We start from the raw sequence: 14,606 nt of genomic DNA on the forward strand, positions 1-14,606 counted from the left end.
GCTCCACCCGCGCCACTGCCCGCAGTTGACGCCCCTGCAGGGGTCGCCCGACCTCGCCCGACCTCTCGGCGGGTCCGAACAACTGTGTTAGGTTAGGCTTGCCTAATGTTGCTGGTCGGAGGGGATTTCCTGTGCAGCAGTCCGAACTCGCCGGCGCCGTCGCGATCGTGACCGGCGCCGGGCAGGGCATCGGCGCGGCCGTGACGCGCGCGCTCGTCGCCTCCGGCGCCGTCGTCGCCGCGGCCGACCGCAACCCCGGCCCGCTCGCCGCCCTCGCGGACGAACTGGCGCAACGGCCGGGCGACCCGGTCGCGAGTGGCCCGGCCGCCGGCGGCCCCGTCCACCCCTACCTGCTGGACGTCACCGACGCGGCCGCCGTCGAGTCCACCGTCGCCCTGGTCGAGGATCAACTCGGCCCGGTCGGCGTCCTGGTGAACGTCGCGGGGATCCTGCGCGCTGCACCGGTGACGGAGCTGAGCGACCAGGACTGGGCCGACACCTTCGCGGTCAACACCACCGGGGTCTTCCACGCCTCCCGCGCGGTCGGGCGGCGGATGGCCGAGCGCGGCGGCGGCGTCATCGTCACCGTCGGCTCCAACGCCGCCGGCGTGCCGCGCACCGGGATGGCCGCCTACGCGGCCTCCAAAGCGGCGGCCACCATGTTCACCCGCTGTCTCGGCCTGGAACTCGGCCGCTCCGGGGTGCGCTGCAACATCGTCTCGCCCGGCTCCACCGACACCGAGATGCAGCGCGCGCTCTGGCACGATGACGCCGCGGCCGCCGAACGGCGCGTCATCGACGGTGACCTGTCCGGCTACCGGGTCGGCATCCCGCTCGGCCGGATCGCCCAACCCGCCGACATCGCCGAGGCGGTGGCCTTCCTGGTCTCCGACCGGGCCCGCCACATCACCATGCACGACCTCTACGTGGACGGCGGCGCCACTCTGCGCGCCTGACACCCTGCGGTCCTGACAGCCCGGCAGTCCGGGCATCCGGCGGCCCGGGCATCCGGACCGTCGCGCGGGCCGCGACCGGGGAGGAGTGGCGCCCGGACCCGCCGCCCCGCCCGGACCCGCACCCCTGCCGGGGACCGCACCCCCGCGGGGGACCGCACCCCTACCGGGGCGCGCCCCGAACCACACCACCCGCCGATCGCCGCGAACAGCGACGCCCGGCGACCACTCGCAGACTGGGAGAATCCAGGTGACCACGGTGCACCACGCCCCCGCCGGGACGGATCACACCGTCATCGGCGCGGCCAGCGGGCTGCTGGGCCAGTATCGGGCCGCGCCCGACGAGGCGTTCTTCGCCTCCCCGACCCGCACGCTGCTCGCCGAGGGCGTGCACGCCCGGGTGCCCCAGAACGGGCGTCCGCTGGCCGAGCGGGTCGCCGACACCCTCGCCCGGGCCCGCCGGGACGGCGTCGAACACCCGCTGGTGGTGGGCGCGGTGGCGTTCGACCACGACGGCCGGGCCGAACTCGCCGTCCCCGCCCGGCTGCGCGGCTGCGGCGCGCTGCGCGACGACCCGCTGATCGCCCTGCCCGCCCCGGCCGCCGACCGGATCGACTGGAACGTCCGCCCGGTGCCCGCCCCCGAGGCGTACGGCGCCGGCGTCGCCGAGGCCGTGAGCCGGCTCCAGGACGGCGAGTTGAGCAAGGTGGTGCTCGCCCGCACCCTGGAGCTGCACGCCGACCGCCCGCTCGACCTGCCCGCGATCCTCCAGCGCCTCGCCCGCCGCGACCCCGGCGGCTACACCTTCGGTGTTCCGGCCGGCGGCGGGCGCACCCTCATCGGCGCCAGCCCCGAGCTGCTGCTCTCGCGCCACGGCACCGCCGTCGTCGCCAACCCGCTGGCCGGCTCCGTGCCGCGCAGCGCCGACCTCGGCGAGGACGTCCGGCGCGCCGCCGCGCTGCTGGAATCGCCCAAGGACCTGCACGAGCACGCCTTCGTGGTGGACGCCATCCGCGCCGCGCTCGCCCCGTACTGCCGCAGCCTGGACGTGCCGGAGCGGCCCACCCTGGTGCGTACGGCCGCGATGTGGCACCTGGCCACCACCATCACCGCCGAACTGGCCGACCCGGCGGTCTCCGCCCTGGAGCTGGCCGTCGCCCTGCACCCGACCCCGGCGGTCTGCGGCAGTCCGACCCCGCTCGCCCGCGCGGCGATCCGCGAGATCGAGCCGTTCGACCGGGGCCTGTACGCGGGCATGGTCGGCTGGGGCGACGCGGACGGCGACGGCGAGTGGGTGGTCACCCTGCGCTGCGCCGAGGCCGACGAGCGGACGCTGCGGGTGTTCGCCGGCGCGGGCGTCGTCGCCGAGTCCCGGCCCGAGGCCGAACTCGCCGAGACCAGCGCCAAGTTCCGTACCTTCCTGGACGCCGCGGGGGTGCCGCGGTGAGCGATCTGGCCACCCCGGGGGACTCCGTGACCGAACCGCTCGACCTCGACCCGGCGGGCCAGAAGGACCCGGTGGACCCGAGGGGTCCGGTGGACCGGCTGGACCAGGTGGATCCGATGCGGCAGGTGCTCGCCGGATTCACCCCCTTTCCGGCGGAGTTCGCCGAGCGCTACCGGGCCGCCGGCCACTGGCGCGGCGAGACCTTCGGCTCGATGCTGCGCGAGCGAGCCGCCGCACACCCCGACCGGATCGCCGTCGTCGACCCGGCCGGCGGCGAGGGCGAGGACCCGACCCGCCGCTGGACGTACGCCGAACTCGACCGGCGGGCCGACCGGACGGCCGCCGGGCTGCGCGCCCTGGGCATCGGCCGCGGCGACCGCGTGGTGGTCCAACTCCCCAACACCGCCGAGTTCTTCGAGGTGGTCTTCGGGCTGTTCCGGATCGGCGCACTGCCGGTCTTCGCACTGCCCGCGCACCGGTACACCGAGATCTCCTACTTCTGCGCCTTCACCGGCGCCGTCGGTTACGTCGTCCCGGCCGTCGAGGGCGGCTTCGACTTCCGCGAACTCGCCACCCGGGTACGGGCGGAGACGCCGTCGCTGCGGCACGTCCTGGTGGCGGGCGGCGATGCGGGCGAGCACACGCCGCTGGCCGCCGTCCCGGCGGATCCGGTCGGCGAGGGGGAGGAGCCGCAGCCCGAACCGCGGCCGGGCGACGTCGCGTTCCTCCAACTGTCCGGCGGCAGCACGGGGGTGCCCAAGCTCATCCCGCGTACCCACGACGACTACATCTACTCGCTGCGCGGCTCGGTCGATCTCTGCGGCCAGGACGAGAACAGCGTCTACCTGGTGGTGCTGCCCGCCGCGCACAACTTCCCGCTCAGCTCGCCGGGTTCGCTCGGCACCCTGTACGCGGGCGGCCGGGTGGTGCTCTGCCCGCAGCCGAGCCCCGAGACGGCGTTCCCGCTGATCGAGCGCGAGGGCGTGACCATCACCGGCCTGGTGCCGCCGCTGGCGCTGCTCTGGCTGGAGGCCGCCGAGCGGCGCCGGGCGGCCGGGGCGCCGACCGGGCTGGAGAGCCTGGAGGTGCTGCTGGTCGGCGGTGCCAAGTTCAGCGAGGAGGCCGCCCGGCGGGTGCGCCCGGTGCTGGGCTGCACCCTCCAGCAGGTGTTCGGGATGGCCGAGGGCCTGGTCAACTACACCCGGCTGGACGATCCGGAGGAGGTCATCGTCACCACCCAGGGGCGCCCGATCTCCCCGGACGACGAGGTGCGGGTGGTCGACGACCAGGACCGTGAGCTGCCCGACGGCACCACCGGCCACCTGCTCACCCGCGGCCCCTACACCATCCGCGGCTACTGGAACGCGCCCGAGCACAACGCCAACTCCTTCACCGAGGACGGCTTCTACCGCACCGGAGACCTGGTCCGCCGCACCGCCACCGGCCACCTGGTGGTCGAGGGCCGTGCCAAGGACCAGATCAACCGGGGCGGCGAGAAGGTCGCCGCCGAGGAGATCGAGAACCACCTGCTGGCCCACCCGGCCGTGCACGACGCCGCCGTGGTCTCGATGCCCGACCCCTACCTCGGTGAGCGCACCTGCGCCTACGTCGTGCTGCGCGAGGAGCACCGCGCGCGCCCGCCGAAGTCCGTCGAGCTGAAGCGCTTCGTGCGGGAGCGCGGGCTGGCCGACTACAAGGTCCCGGACCGCGTCGAGTTCGTCGACGCCTTTCCCGCCACCGGCATCGGCAAGGTCAGCAAGAAGGACCTGCGCGCCGCCATCGCCGCCGGCCTCACGACCGCCTGAACGCGCCCGACGTCCCCGACGTCCCCGAAGTTCCTGAACTCCCCGACACAGCTAAGGAAGCACCGCCGTGGGCCTGCCCCGCATCCCCTCCTACCTGATGCCCGCCGCCACCGACCTGCCGGTCAACCGGGTCGACTGGACGGTCGACCCGTCCCGGGCCGTGCTGCTGGTGCACGACCTGCAGAACCACTTCCTGAGCGCCTTCGACACGACGGCCGCGCCGGTCACCGAACTGTTCGCCAACATCAACCGGCTGCGCGCCTGGGCCGCCGAGCACGGCGTGCCGGTCGTCTACTCGGCGCAGCCGGGCGGCCAGACCCCCGAACAGCGCGGCCTGCAGCAGGACTTCTGGGGCCCGGGCATCCCGGACGACCCGCGGGCGGCGGCCATCGCCGACGCCGTCGCGCCGGCCGAGGGCGACCAGCTGCTCACCAAGTGGAAGTACAGCGCCTTCGTCCGCACCGACCTGGACGAGCTGCTGCGCGAGCAGGGGCGTGACGAGCTGGTGATCACCGGCGTCTACGCCCACATCGGGGTGCAGGCCACCGCCTGCGACGCGTGGATGCGCGACGTTCGGGCGTTCGTGGTGGCCGACGCGGTCGCCGACTTCGGCGCGGACGAGCACCGCGCAGCGCTCACCTGGGTGGCCGGGCGCTGCGGCGTGGTCACCGCCACCGATGCCGTACTGGAAGGGAAGTGACGGGCATGGCCTTCACCGTGGAGCGGATCCGGGCCGAGGTCGCCGACCTGCTCGGCGAGGACCCGGCGGACATCCCGCTGGACGAGAACCTGGCCGACTGGGGCCTGGACTCGGTGCGGCTGATGGCGCTGGCCGAGCGCTGGCGGGCCGAGGGCGTCGAGGTGGCCTTTCTGCAGCTGGCCGAGCGCCCGGCCGTCGCGGCCTGGGCCGAGCTGCTCGGCGCGTCCTGATGGAGCCCGGCACGGGGGCGTCCCGGGCCGCCGGGGTGCGGCGGTGGCCGGCGACCACGGCGATCGGCCCCTTCGAGGCGCAGGCCGCGCGGACCCCGGACGCCCCGGCGCTGCTGCCGGCCGGTGCGCCGCCGGTGAGCTACGGCGCGTTGAACGCCGCGGCGAATCGGACGGCGCGCTTCCTGGCGGAGCGCGGCGCCCGCCCCGGTACGGTCGTCGGCCTCGCGCTCACCCGCCCGGCCGATCTCGTGCCGGCGCTGCTGGCGGTGGCCAAGTCGGGGGCGGCGTATCTGGCGCTGGACCCGGATGACGCGCCGGGGCGGCTGGCCTGGCTGCTGGCGGACGCGTCGCCGGTGTGCGTGCTGGGGGAGGGGGTGCCGGACGCGGAGCGGCCGGCCGCCGCCGAACTGGCCGGCCGGGCGGTCACCGACCCGCCGCGGGCGCTCGCCCCGCAGCACCCGCTCTGCCGGGCGTACGGCCCGGGCGGCCGGCCAGTGGGGGCGTGGACGACGCACGCCGAGGTGGACCGCCGGGTGCGCGAGCTGCAGGCCGCGTACGGGCTCGGGCCGGATGACCGGGTGCTGCAACTGGGGCTGCCGCTGTGGGAGTTCCTGTGGCCGCTGCGGGCCGGGGCGGCGCTGGTGCTGGCCGATCCGGACCGGCCGGGCGAGGTGGGGGAGCTGGTCCGGGATGCCGGGGTGACGGCCCTGCGGGCCGCGCCCTCGGTGTTCGGCGAGCCACTGCCAGAGCCGGGACCGGTGCACCTCGTCCCGGAGCGCGGCTGACCGCTGACAGCTGACAACTGACAGATTTCAGATGACAGATAACAGCTGACAGATTCTGAAATCTGTCAGCTGTTATCTGTCAGTCGTCAGTTGTCAGCACACCGCCGTCACCGCCGCCCCGCCGCGAAGTCCGCCGCCGTCCACGCCATGGCGACGGCGCCGTCCACGATCGCCCGGTCCGCCGCCGGTGAGACGGCGGCCTCGGCGAATGCCGCCTCGTGCGGGCCGCAGGCGCCACCGGTGATGTCCAGCACCGGGTGGATGGCCGGCAGCACATGCGAGACGTTGCCCATGTCGGTGCAGGCGAACGGTCCGCTCTCGACCGGCTCCGGACGCCCGACCGCCGCCGCGTTGGCCCGCCACAGGCCGAGCAGCCCGGCGTCGCTGCGGAAGTCCAGGTAGTCCGGTTCGGGCCGGATCAGCTCGACCTCGCACCCGGTGGCCAGCGCGCCCGCCCGGAAGCAGTCCTCGACCCGGGCGCGCAGCTCAGTGAGGTCCTCGGCCGCCGAGGCGCGGATCTCGTACTCGGCCGCGGCGCTGTCGGGGATGAGGTTGGGCGCCGTCCCGGCGGCCGTGGTGATGCCGTGCACCCGCCAGTGCGACGGCAGTTGCTGGCGCAGCAGCCCGAGGGCGACCTGCGCGACGGTGAGCGCGTCGGCGGCGTTGCGCCCCTCGTGCGGGTTGAGGCTCGGGTGGGCGGCGCGGCCGGTGTAGCGCACGGAGAGGGTGCCGAGCGCGAAGGAGTGGAAGTCGGCGACCTCCACCGGGCAGGGGTGGACCATCATCGCGGCGTCCACGCCGTCGAAGGCGCCCGCGTCCAGCAGCAGTGCTTTGCCCGCCCCGCGCTCCTCGGCCGGGGCGCCGATCACCCGCACGGTGAGCCCGAGCCGGTCCGCGTACGGGGCGAGGCCGAGTGCGGCGCCGAGGCCGGCAGCGGCGATGAGGTTGTGGCCGCAGGCGTGGCCGAGCCCGGGCAGCGCGTCGTACTCGCAGACCACGGCGACGGTGACCGGGCCGGAGCCGAGGCGCGCGTCGAAGGCCGTGGGCAGGCCGTACGCGCCGGGCGTGACGGTGTACCCGTGGGCGCGCAGCAGTTCGGCGCACCACCCGGCGGCCCGGTGCTCCTCGAACGCGGTCTCCGGATGGGCGTGGATGCGGCGGCTGAGCGCGAGCAGTTCGTCCCGGTGGGCGAGGACGCGCTCGCGCACCGCCTCCTTCGCTCCCGGGTCGGCCGCGGCGGGCTCGCTCGCGTTCAGGGGGGACATCGGCGCCTCCGGGGGCGTCAGGGCCCGCCTCCCGGCGGGCTGTTGACCAGACGATATGTAGATAGCTTAGGCTAACCTAAGTAGGCAGTAGGCGTTCCGTTGCGCCGGACCCGAGGAGCTCTCAGAACCATGCGTCGCCACCAGGCCGCGTCCGACCCCGTCGCCGTCCCCGCCGCAGCCGACGTGCCGCTGCTCGCCACCCAGGCGGCGATCTGGTACGCCCAGGCGCTCGACCCCGACAGCCCGGTCTACAACACCGGCGACGCCGTCGAGATCACCGGCCCGCTCGACGCCGAACTCTTCGAGACAGCCCTGCGCCGGACCGTCGACGAGGCCGGCGCACTCGGCGCCGTCGTCGTCACCGACGGCGCCGCTGGCGAAGCCCCGCACCAGCGCCTGGCCCCCGGCCGCCCCTGGCCGCTGCACCACCTCGACCTGCGTGCCGATGCCGACCCCGAGGCCACCGCCGAGGCCTGGATGCGCGCCGACCTCGCCCGCCCCGTCGACCTCACCGAGGGCCCGCTGTTCACCCAGGCCCTCATCCGCCTCGACGACCGGCGCCACTGGTGGTACCAGCGCGTCCACCACCTCGCCGTCGACGCCTACGCGCTCACCCTCCTCTCCGGACGGGTCGCCGAGCTCTACACCGCGCTCGCCACCGGCACCCGCCCCAGCGACCGCACCTTCGCCACCCCCGCCGAGGCCGCCGCCGAGGAGGCCGCCTACCGGACGAGCCCGGACCACGCCGCCGACCGCGAGTTCTGGCGCACCCGACTGGCCGGCGCCGAAGCCCCCGCCACCCTCCCCGGCGGCAGCACCCCCACCGGCGCCCCGGCCGGAACCCCCGCCGCCCCGCCCCGCCTCGCCGCCGAACTGCCCGCCGGAACCCTGCCCCGCCTGGAGGCCGCCGCCAGGGCCGCCCGCGCCACCTGGGCCGAACTCGTCATCGCCGCCACCGCCGGCTACCTGCACCGCCTCGCCGGCACCGAGGACGTCGTGCTCGGCCTGCCGCTCGCCAACCGCCGCGGCCCCGCCGCCCTGCGCACGCCGATCGCCACCGCCAACGTGCTGCCGCTGCGCCTCGCCGTCCACCCCGGCGACACCGCCGCCGAACTGCTGCGCCGCGTCGTCCTGGAGGTCCGCGACGTCCGCCGCCACCAGCGCTACCCGCTGGAGGACCTGCGCCGCGACCTCGCCCTCACCGGCACCCGCCGCGCCCTGTTCGGACCGATGGTCAACATCAAGGCCTTCGAGGGCGACCTCGACCTCGCCGGCCTGCCCGGCACCGTCCGCAACCTCGCCGCCGGCCCCGTCGACGACCTCGCCCTCGCCGTCTCGCCCGGCCCCGGCGGCGCCCTGCGGATCGGCCTCGAAGCCCACCCCGACCGCTACGCCGCCGAAACCCTGGCCGCCCACCGCGACGGCCTGCTGCGCTACCTCGACGGCCTCGCCACCCTGCTGCTCGACGACCCGCACACGCCGATCGCCCGGATCGACCTGCTCGACGAGGACGCGCTGCGCCGCGCCACCGCCGGGCGCACCGAGCCCCCCGTCACCCGCACCGTGCCCGAACTGCTCGCCGAGCAGGCCGCCCGCACCCCGGACGCGGTCGCCCTGCGTTGCGGCGCCACCACCCTCACCTTCGCCCAACTCGACGCCGCCGCAACCCGCCTGGCGCACCGCCTCGCCGCCCTCGGTACCGGCCCGGGCACCCCCGTCGCCCTCGCCATGCCGCGCGGCGCCGACACCCTGGTCGCCATGTTCGCCGTGCTCAGGGCCGGCGGCGCCTGCCTCTCGCTCGACCTCGCCCACCCCAGGCAGCGGATCGCCGATATCCTCGACGACACCCGCCCGGTCTGCGCCGTCGGCACCGCCGAGGCCCTCGCCGCCCTCCCCGGCGCCGCCGGACGCCCCGCCGTCGCCCTCGACGACCCGGCCGTGCGCGCCGAACTCGCCGCGCCGCCCGCAGCGGCGCTCCCCACCGGGCCGCTGCCCGCCCCCGACCCCGCGCACACCGCCTACCTGCTGCACACCTCCGGCTCCACCGGCCGCCCCAAGGGCGTCGTCGTCACCCACGCCTCGCTCGCCAACCTGCACGCCGGCCACGGCGAGGACCACATCGCCCCCGCCGTCGCCCGCACCGGCCGCGAACGCCTGCGCATCGCCCACAGCGCCTCCTTCGCCTTCGACGCCTCCTGGGACCCGGTGCTGTGGATGCTCCACGGCCACGAACTCCACCTGCTCGACGACGACACCTACCGCGACCCGGCCGCCCTCGCCGCCCACGTCCACCGTGAGCGGATCGACTACCTCGACGTCACCCCCTCCTACCTCGAAGTCCTGCTCGCCGAAGGCCTGCTGGCCGAGGAGAGGCACCGCCCCGCCGTGATCGCGGTCGGCGGCGAGGCCACCCCCGACCCGCTCTGGCGCCGCCTCGCCGCGGTCGACGGCCTCACTCCCGTCAACCTCTACGGTCCCACCGAGACCACCGTCGACGCCTACTCCTGGACCCCGGGACCGGACGGCACCCCCGTCGGCCGCGTCGTGCGCGGCTCGCGCGCCTACGTCCTCGACGGCTCGCTGCGCCCCGCCCCCGACGGCGCCACCGGCGAGCTGTACGTGGCGGGCGCCTGCCTGGCCCACGGCTACCTCGGCCGCCCCGACCTCACCGCCGAGCGCTTCCTCGCCGACCCCTACGGCCCGCCCGGCGCCCGGATGTACCGCACCGGCGACCTCGCCCGCCGCCGCCCCGACCGCACCCTCGAATTCCTCGGCCGCGCCGACGACCAGGTGAAGATCCGCGGCTTCCGGATCGAGCCCGGCGAGATTGCCGCCGTCCTCGGCGAACTCCCCGGCGTCGACCGGGCCGTGGTGATCGCCCGCCCCGGCCCCAGCGGCAAGCGCCTGCTCGGCTACGCCGTCCCCGCCGCCGGCGCCGTCCTCGACGCCGCCGCGCTGCGCTCCGCCCTCGCCGCCCGGCTGCCCGAGCACATGGTGCCCGCCGCCGTCCTCGTCCTCGACACCCTGCCGCGCACCGGCAACGACAAGCTCGACCACCGCGCCCTGCCCGAGCCCGAGTCCACCACCGCGACCTCTGGCGGTGCCGCACCCGCCACCCCGCAGGAGGAGATCATCTGCGGGCTGTTCGCCGCCCTCCTGGAACGGCCCGAACCGCTCTCCCGTGACGCCGACTTCTTCGACCTCGGCGGTCACTCCCTGCTGGCCGGACGGCTCGCCGCCCTGCTGCGCGAGGCGCTCGGGGCGGCCGTCGGCTTCGCCGACGTGTTCCGCAACCCCACCCCGGCCGCCCTCGCCGCCCTGCTGCGCGAGCGCTCCGCCCCCGAGCCCCGCCCCGCCCTGGTCCCCGTCGAGCGCACCGGGCACCTGCCGCTCTCCCCGGCGCAGCGCGGCCTCTGGTTCCACTACCGGCTCGAAGGCCCCAGCCCCACCTACAACATCCCGCTCGCCCTCACCCTCACCGGCCCGCTCGACCGCGACGCCCTCGCGCTCGCCGTCACCGACCTCGCGGCCCGGCACGAGACCCTGCGCACCGTCTACGGCGAGTCCGCCGACGGCGAGCCGTACCAGCGGATCCTGCCGCCCGCCCCCGTCGAGCTGCACCACGGCGCCGGCCCGCTCGTCGACGCCGTCCGGTACGCCTTCGACCTCGGCGCCGAACCACCCCTGCGCGCAAGCCTGTTCGACAACCCCGACGGCACCCGCACCCTCCTCCTGCTGCTCCACCACATCGCCGCCGACGGCGCCTCCATCACCCCGCTGGCCCGCGACCTCGCCGCCGCCTACGCCGCCCGCCTCGCCGGCCGCGCCCCCGAACTTCCACCCCTCGCCGTCCAGTTCGCCGACCACGTGGCCTGGCAGGCGCGGCTGCTCGGTACCGCCGACGCGCCCGGCCCGCTCGCCGTCCGCCAACTCGACCACTGGCGCAAGACCCTGGCCGGCCTGCCCGACCAGCTCGACCTGCCCACCGACCGCCCCCGGTCCGCCGTCGCCTCCCACCGCGGCGCCACCGTGCCGTTCCGCCTCGACGCCGACGCCCACGCCGCCCTGGCCGCACTCGCCCGCACCACCGGCACCAGCGTGTTCACCGCCGTCCAGGCCGGCCTCGCCGCGCTGCTCACCCGGCACGGCTGCGGCACCGACATCCCGATCGGCACGCCCGTCGCCGGCCGCGACTCCGACGAAACCGCCTCCCTGGTCGGCTACTTCGTCAACTCCGTGGTCCTGCGCACGGAGACGTCCGGCGAGCCGACCTTCCGCGAGCTGCTCGGCCGCGCCCGCACCGCCGTCCTCGCCGCCCACGACCACGCCGACCTGCCCTTCGACCGCCTGGTCGAGGAGCTCAACCCGCCCCGCTCGCTCGCCCGGCACCCGCTGTTCCAGGTCATGCTCGCCTGGCAGTCCGTCCCCGACCGGGAGTTCGAGCTCGGCGGTGGCCTCACCGCCACCATCGCCGCGATCCCCTCCGGCACCGCCAAGTTCGACCTCACCCTCAACGCGGGCGAACTGCGCGAGGGCGGCATCGCGGGCTTCCTGGAGTACCGCACCGACCTCTTCGACGAGGTCACCGTCCAGGCGCTCGCCGAACGCCTGGCCCGGCTGCTCACCGCCGCCGCCACCGACCCCGACACCCCCGTCGGCCGGCTCCCGCTGATCGGAGAGGAGGAGCACCACCGCGCCCTGGTGGAATGGAACGGCACCCCCGTCATCTCGGAGCCCGATGCGGCAAGGGCCGGCGCCACCCTGCCCGAGCTCTTCGAGGCCGCGGCCCTCGCCGACCCTGCGGCGATCGCGGCCAGTTGCGGCGGCGACTCGCTCGACTACGCCGAACTCGGCGCCCGCGCCGACCGGTTGGCCCGCCTGCTGGCAGACCGCGGCATCGGACCCGGCACCATCGTCGCGCTCGCCCTGCCGCGCTCCCTGGACCTGGTCGTCGGCCTGCTCGCGGTCGCCAAGGCCGGCGCCGCCTACCTGCCGCTCGACCCCGAGTACCCGGCCGACCGGCTCGCCTACATGCTCGCCGACGCTGCCCCCGCCGCGCTGATCACCGACCGCGCCACCGCGCCCCGGATGCCCGAGCACCGCGTGCCGCAACTCCTGGTCGACGGCGGCGAGTCGGACCACTACCCGGCCGTCCCGCTCGCCCAGCACGAACGCACCCGGCCGCTGCGCGCCGAGGACACCGCCTACGTGATCTACACCTCCGGCTCCACCGGCCGCCCCAAGGGCGTGCCGGTCACCCACCGCAACGTTGTCCGGCTGTTCTCCGCCACCGACCACTGGTTCGGCTTCGGCGCCGAGGACGTCTGGACGCTCTTCCACTCCTACGCCTTCGACTTCTCGGTCTGGGAGCTGTGGGGCGCCCTGCTGCACGGCGGCCGGCTCGTCGTCGTCCCGCACCTGGTCAGCCGCGACCCGGCGGCCTTCCTCGACCTGCTCGCCCGCGAGCGGGTGACCGTCCTCAACCAGACGCCGTCCGCCTTCTACCAGCTCAGCGCCGCCGACCGGGAACGACCCGGCAGCGAACTCGCCCTGCGCTACGTGGTGTTCGGCGGCGAGGCGCTCGAACTCGGCCGCCTCGACGACTGGTACGAGCGGCACGCCGAGGACGCGCCCACCCTGGTCAACATGTACGGCATCACCGAGACCACCGTGCACGTCTCCTACCTGGCCCTCGACCGCGCGAGCGCCGCCGCCGGCACCGGCAGCACCATCGGGGTCAACATCCCCGACCTGCGCGTCTACGTCCTCGATCGGTACCTGCGGCCCGTGCCGCCTGGCGTCACCGGCGAGATGTACGTCGCCGGCGCAGGCCTCGCCCGCGGCTACCTCGGCCGCCCGGCGCTCAGCTCCGAGCGCTTCGTCGCCGACCCGTACGCCGAACTGTTCGGCGAGCGCGGCACGCGGATGTACCGCTCCGGCGACCTCGCCCGCCGCCGCGCCGACGGCGTCCTGGAGTACTACGGCCGCGCCGACCAGCAGGTCAAGATCCGCGGCTTCCGGATCGAACTCGGCGAGATCGAGGCCGTGTTGGCTTCCCACCCGGCCGTCGCCGACGCCGCCGTGATCGTCCGGGAGGACGTGCCCGGCGACAAGCGCCTGGTCGGCTACGCCGTCCTCGCCCCCGGCGCGGAGCGGACCGGCGCGGAGGAACTGCGCGCCCGGACCGCCGCCGACCTGCCGGTCCACATGGTCCCGTCCGCCGTGATGCTGCTGGACCGCCTCCCGCTCACCGCCAACGGCAAGCTCGACCGGCGCGCGCTGCCCGCCCCCGACGCCCCCGAGGCCGGCACCGGACGGCCCCCGCGCAACCCGCGCGAGCAGCAGCTCTGCGAGCTGTTCGCCGAGGTCCTGGGCGTTCCGGCGGTCGGCGTCGAGGACGACTTCTTCGCCCTCGGCGGCCACTCGCTGCTGGTCGTCCGGCTCGCCGGACGGATCCGCGCCGTGCTCGGCCTGGAGGTCGGCATCGGCACGCTGTTCCAGGCACCCACCGTCGCCGCCCTGGACACCGCGCTCGCCGCCGACACCCCCGGCGCCGACGCGCTGGACGTCCTGCTGCCGCTGCGGCCCACCGCCCCTGGCCGGCGCAACCCGCTGTTCGCCGTCCACCCGGCCGGCGGCCTCAGCTGGTGCTACACCGGCCTGATCCGCAACCTCCCGGCCGATGTGCCGATCTACGGCCTCCAGGCACAGGGTGTCGGCGCCGCAACCGCCGGCGAGCCGCTGCCCGCCACGATGGAGGAACTGGCGGCGCACTACGTCGACCGGCTGCGGGAGATCCAGCCCGAGGGCCCCTACCGGCTGCTCGGCTGGTCCACCGGCGGCATCATCGCCCACGCCATGGCCGTCCGGCTGGAGGAACTGGGCTGCGCCGTCGAGCTGTTGGCCGTGCTCGACGCCTACCCGGCCGAGGGCTTCCGCGACCTGCCCGTCCCTGACCAGGCCGAGGCCCTGGAGGCGCTGCTCACCATGGGCGGCTACGGGCCGGAGGACCTCGACGGGCGGCCGCTCGAACTCGCCCACGTCACTGAGCTGCTGCGCCGCGAGGGCAGTCCGCTGGCCGGTCTGGACGACGCCACCGTCGAGGCGCTCAACCGGATCTACCTCCACATCAACGACCTGGTGCGCGGCTACGACCACCGCCGCCTCCAGGGCGACGTGCTGTTCTTCCGCGCCACCGTCGACACCATCGACGAGACCCTGCTGCCAGAGCTGTGGACGCCGTACGTGGCCGGGCGGATCGCCAACACGGACGTCGCCTGCTCGCACAAGGACATGACGCTGCCTGAGCCGATCGCGCACATCGCGGGCGTCGTCGCGGAGCACCTCGCCGCCCTCGACTCCCGTTCCTGACAGCTGACAGATAACAGATGACGGATGACAGCTGACAGATTTTGAAATCT

8 protein-coding genes are annotated in these 14,606 nt (G+C 75.4%); 7 read left to right on the forward strand and 1 reads right to left on the reverse strand.

What is annotated here, in order from left to right; translation table 11 throughout:
- Window positions 1–131: 131 nt before the first annotated feature.
- The 6 genes from ABZW10_RS11140 to ABZW10_RS11165 all read left to right on the forward strand — a co-directional run bounded on the left by ABZW10_RS11140 (window position 132) and on the right by ABZW10_RS11165 (window position 5,920).
- Window positions 132–956 (forward strand): 2,3-dihydro-2,3-dihydroxybenzoate dehydrogenase, encoded by an 825-nt coding sequence (locus tag ABZW10_RS11140; protein ID WP_355362734.1) that lies wholly within the window; start codon window positions 132–134, stop codon window positions 954–956.
- Window positions 957–1,197: 241 nt separating this feature from the next.
- Entirely contained in the window at window positions 1,198–2,400 is a 1,203-nt protein-coding gene (gene dhbC / locus ABZW10_RS11145; protein WP_355362983.1) for an isochorismate synthase DhbC, read from the forward strand.
- A gap of 116 nt (window positions 2,401–2,516) precedes the next feature.
- Window positions 2,517–4,205 carry a (2,3-dihydroxybenzoyl)adenylate synthase gene (locus ABZW10_RS11150; RefSeq protein ID WP_355362985.1) on the forward strand — a complete coding sequence of 563 codons (1,689 nt, stop codon included), beginning with the start codon at window positions 2,517–2,519 and terminating at the stop codon, window positions 4,203–4,205.
- Between the two features lie 67 nt (window positions 4,206–4,272).
- A complete protein-coding gene (locus ABZW10_RS11155) occupies window positions 4,273–4,905 on the forward strand; it encodes an isochorismatase family protein (protein ID WP_355362736.1) in 633 nt (210 codons plus the stop codon).
- Window positions 4,906–4,910: 5 nt separating this feature from the next.
- Entirely contained in the window at window positions 4,911–5,135 is a 225-nt protein-coding gene (locus ABZW10_RS11160; RefSeq protein WP_355362738.1) for a phosphopantetheine-binding protein, read from the forward strand.
- Window positions 5,135–5,920: an AMP-binding protein gene (locus ABZW10_RS11165; protein ID WP_355362740.1), complete on the forward strand. Its 786-nt coding sequence runs from the start codon at window positions 5,135–5,137 to the stop codon at window positions 5,918–5,920. Before ABZW10_RS11160 ends, ABZW10_RS11165 begins: the two co-directional genes overlap by 1 nt.
- A gap of 107 nt (window positions 5,921–6,027) precedes the next feature.
- Here the strand turns inward: ABZW10_RS11165 and ABZW10_RS11170 are convergent, their stop codons facing one another.
- Window positions 6,028–7,185 (reverse strand): M20 family metallopeptidase, encoded by a 1,158-nt coding sequence (locus tag ABZW10_RS11170; RefSeq protein ID WP_355362742.1) that lies wholly within the window; start codon window positions 7,183–7,185, stop codon window positions 6,028–6,030.
- Window positions 7,186–7,314: 129 nt separating this feature from the next.
- Here ABZW10_RS11170 and ABZW10_RS11175 point away from each other — a divergent pair, with 129 nt between their 5' ends.
- Window positions 7,315–14,556 carry an amino acid adenylation domain-containing protein gene (locus ABZW10_RS11175; RefSeq protein WP_355362744.1) on the forward strand — a complete coding sequence of 2,414 codons (7,242 nt, stop codon included), beginning with the start codon at window positions 7,315–7,317 and terminating at the stop codon, window positions 14,554–14,556.
- The last annotated feature ends 50 nt before the right edge of the window (window positions 14,557–14,606 follow it).

The organism is Kitasatospora sp. NPDC004723 (genome assembly GCF_040609255.1).
In the GTDB taxonomy this organism is placed as follows: Bacteria; Actinomycetota; Actinomycetes; order Streptomycetales; family Streptomycetaceae; genus Kitasatospora.

Excerpts from the sequence above, each read along its gene's own strand:
- ABZW10_RS11175 (WP_355362744.1), top strand. The coding sequence starts at position 7,315 with ATGCGTCGCCACCAGGCCGCGTCCGACCCCGTCGCCGTCCCCGCCGCA.
- ABZW10_RS11165 (WP_355362740.1), top strand. The coding sequence starts at position 5,135 with ATGGAGCCCGGCACGGGGGCGTCCCGGGCCGCCGGGGTGCGGCGGTGG.
- ABZW10_RS11150 (WP_355362985.1), top strand. The coding sequence starts at position 2,517 with ATGCGGCAGGTGCTCGCCGGATTCACCCCCTTTCCGGCGGAGTTCGCC.
- ABZW10_RS11160 (WP_355362738.1), top strand. The coding sequence starts at position 4,911 with ATGGCCTTCACCGTGGAGCGGATCCGGGCCGAGGTCGCCGACCTGCTC.
- ABZW10_RS11170 (WP_355362742.1), bottom strand. The coding sequence starts at position 7,185 with ATGTCCCCCCTGAACGCGAGCGAGCCCGCCGCGGCCGACCCGGGAGCG.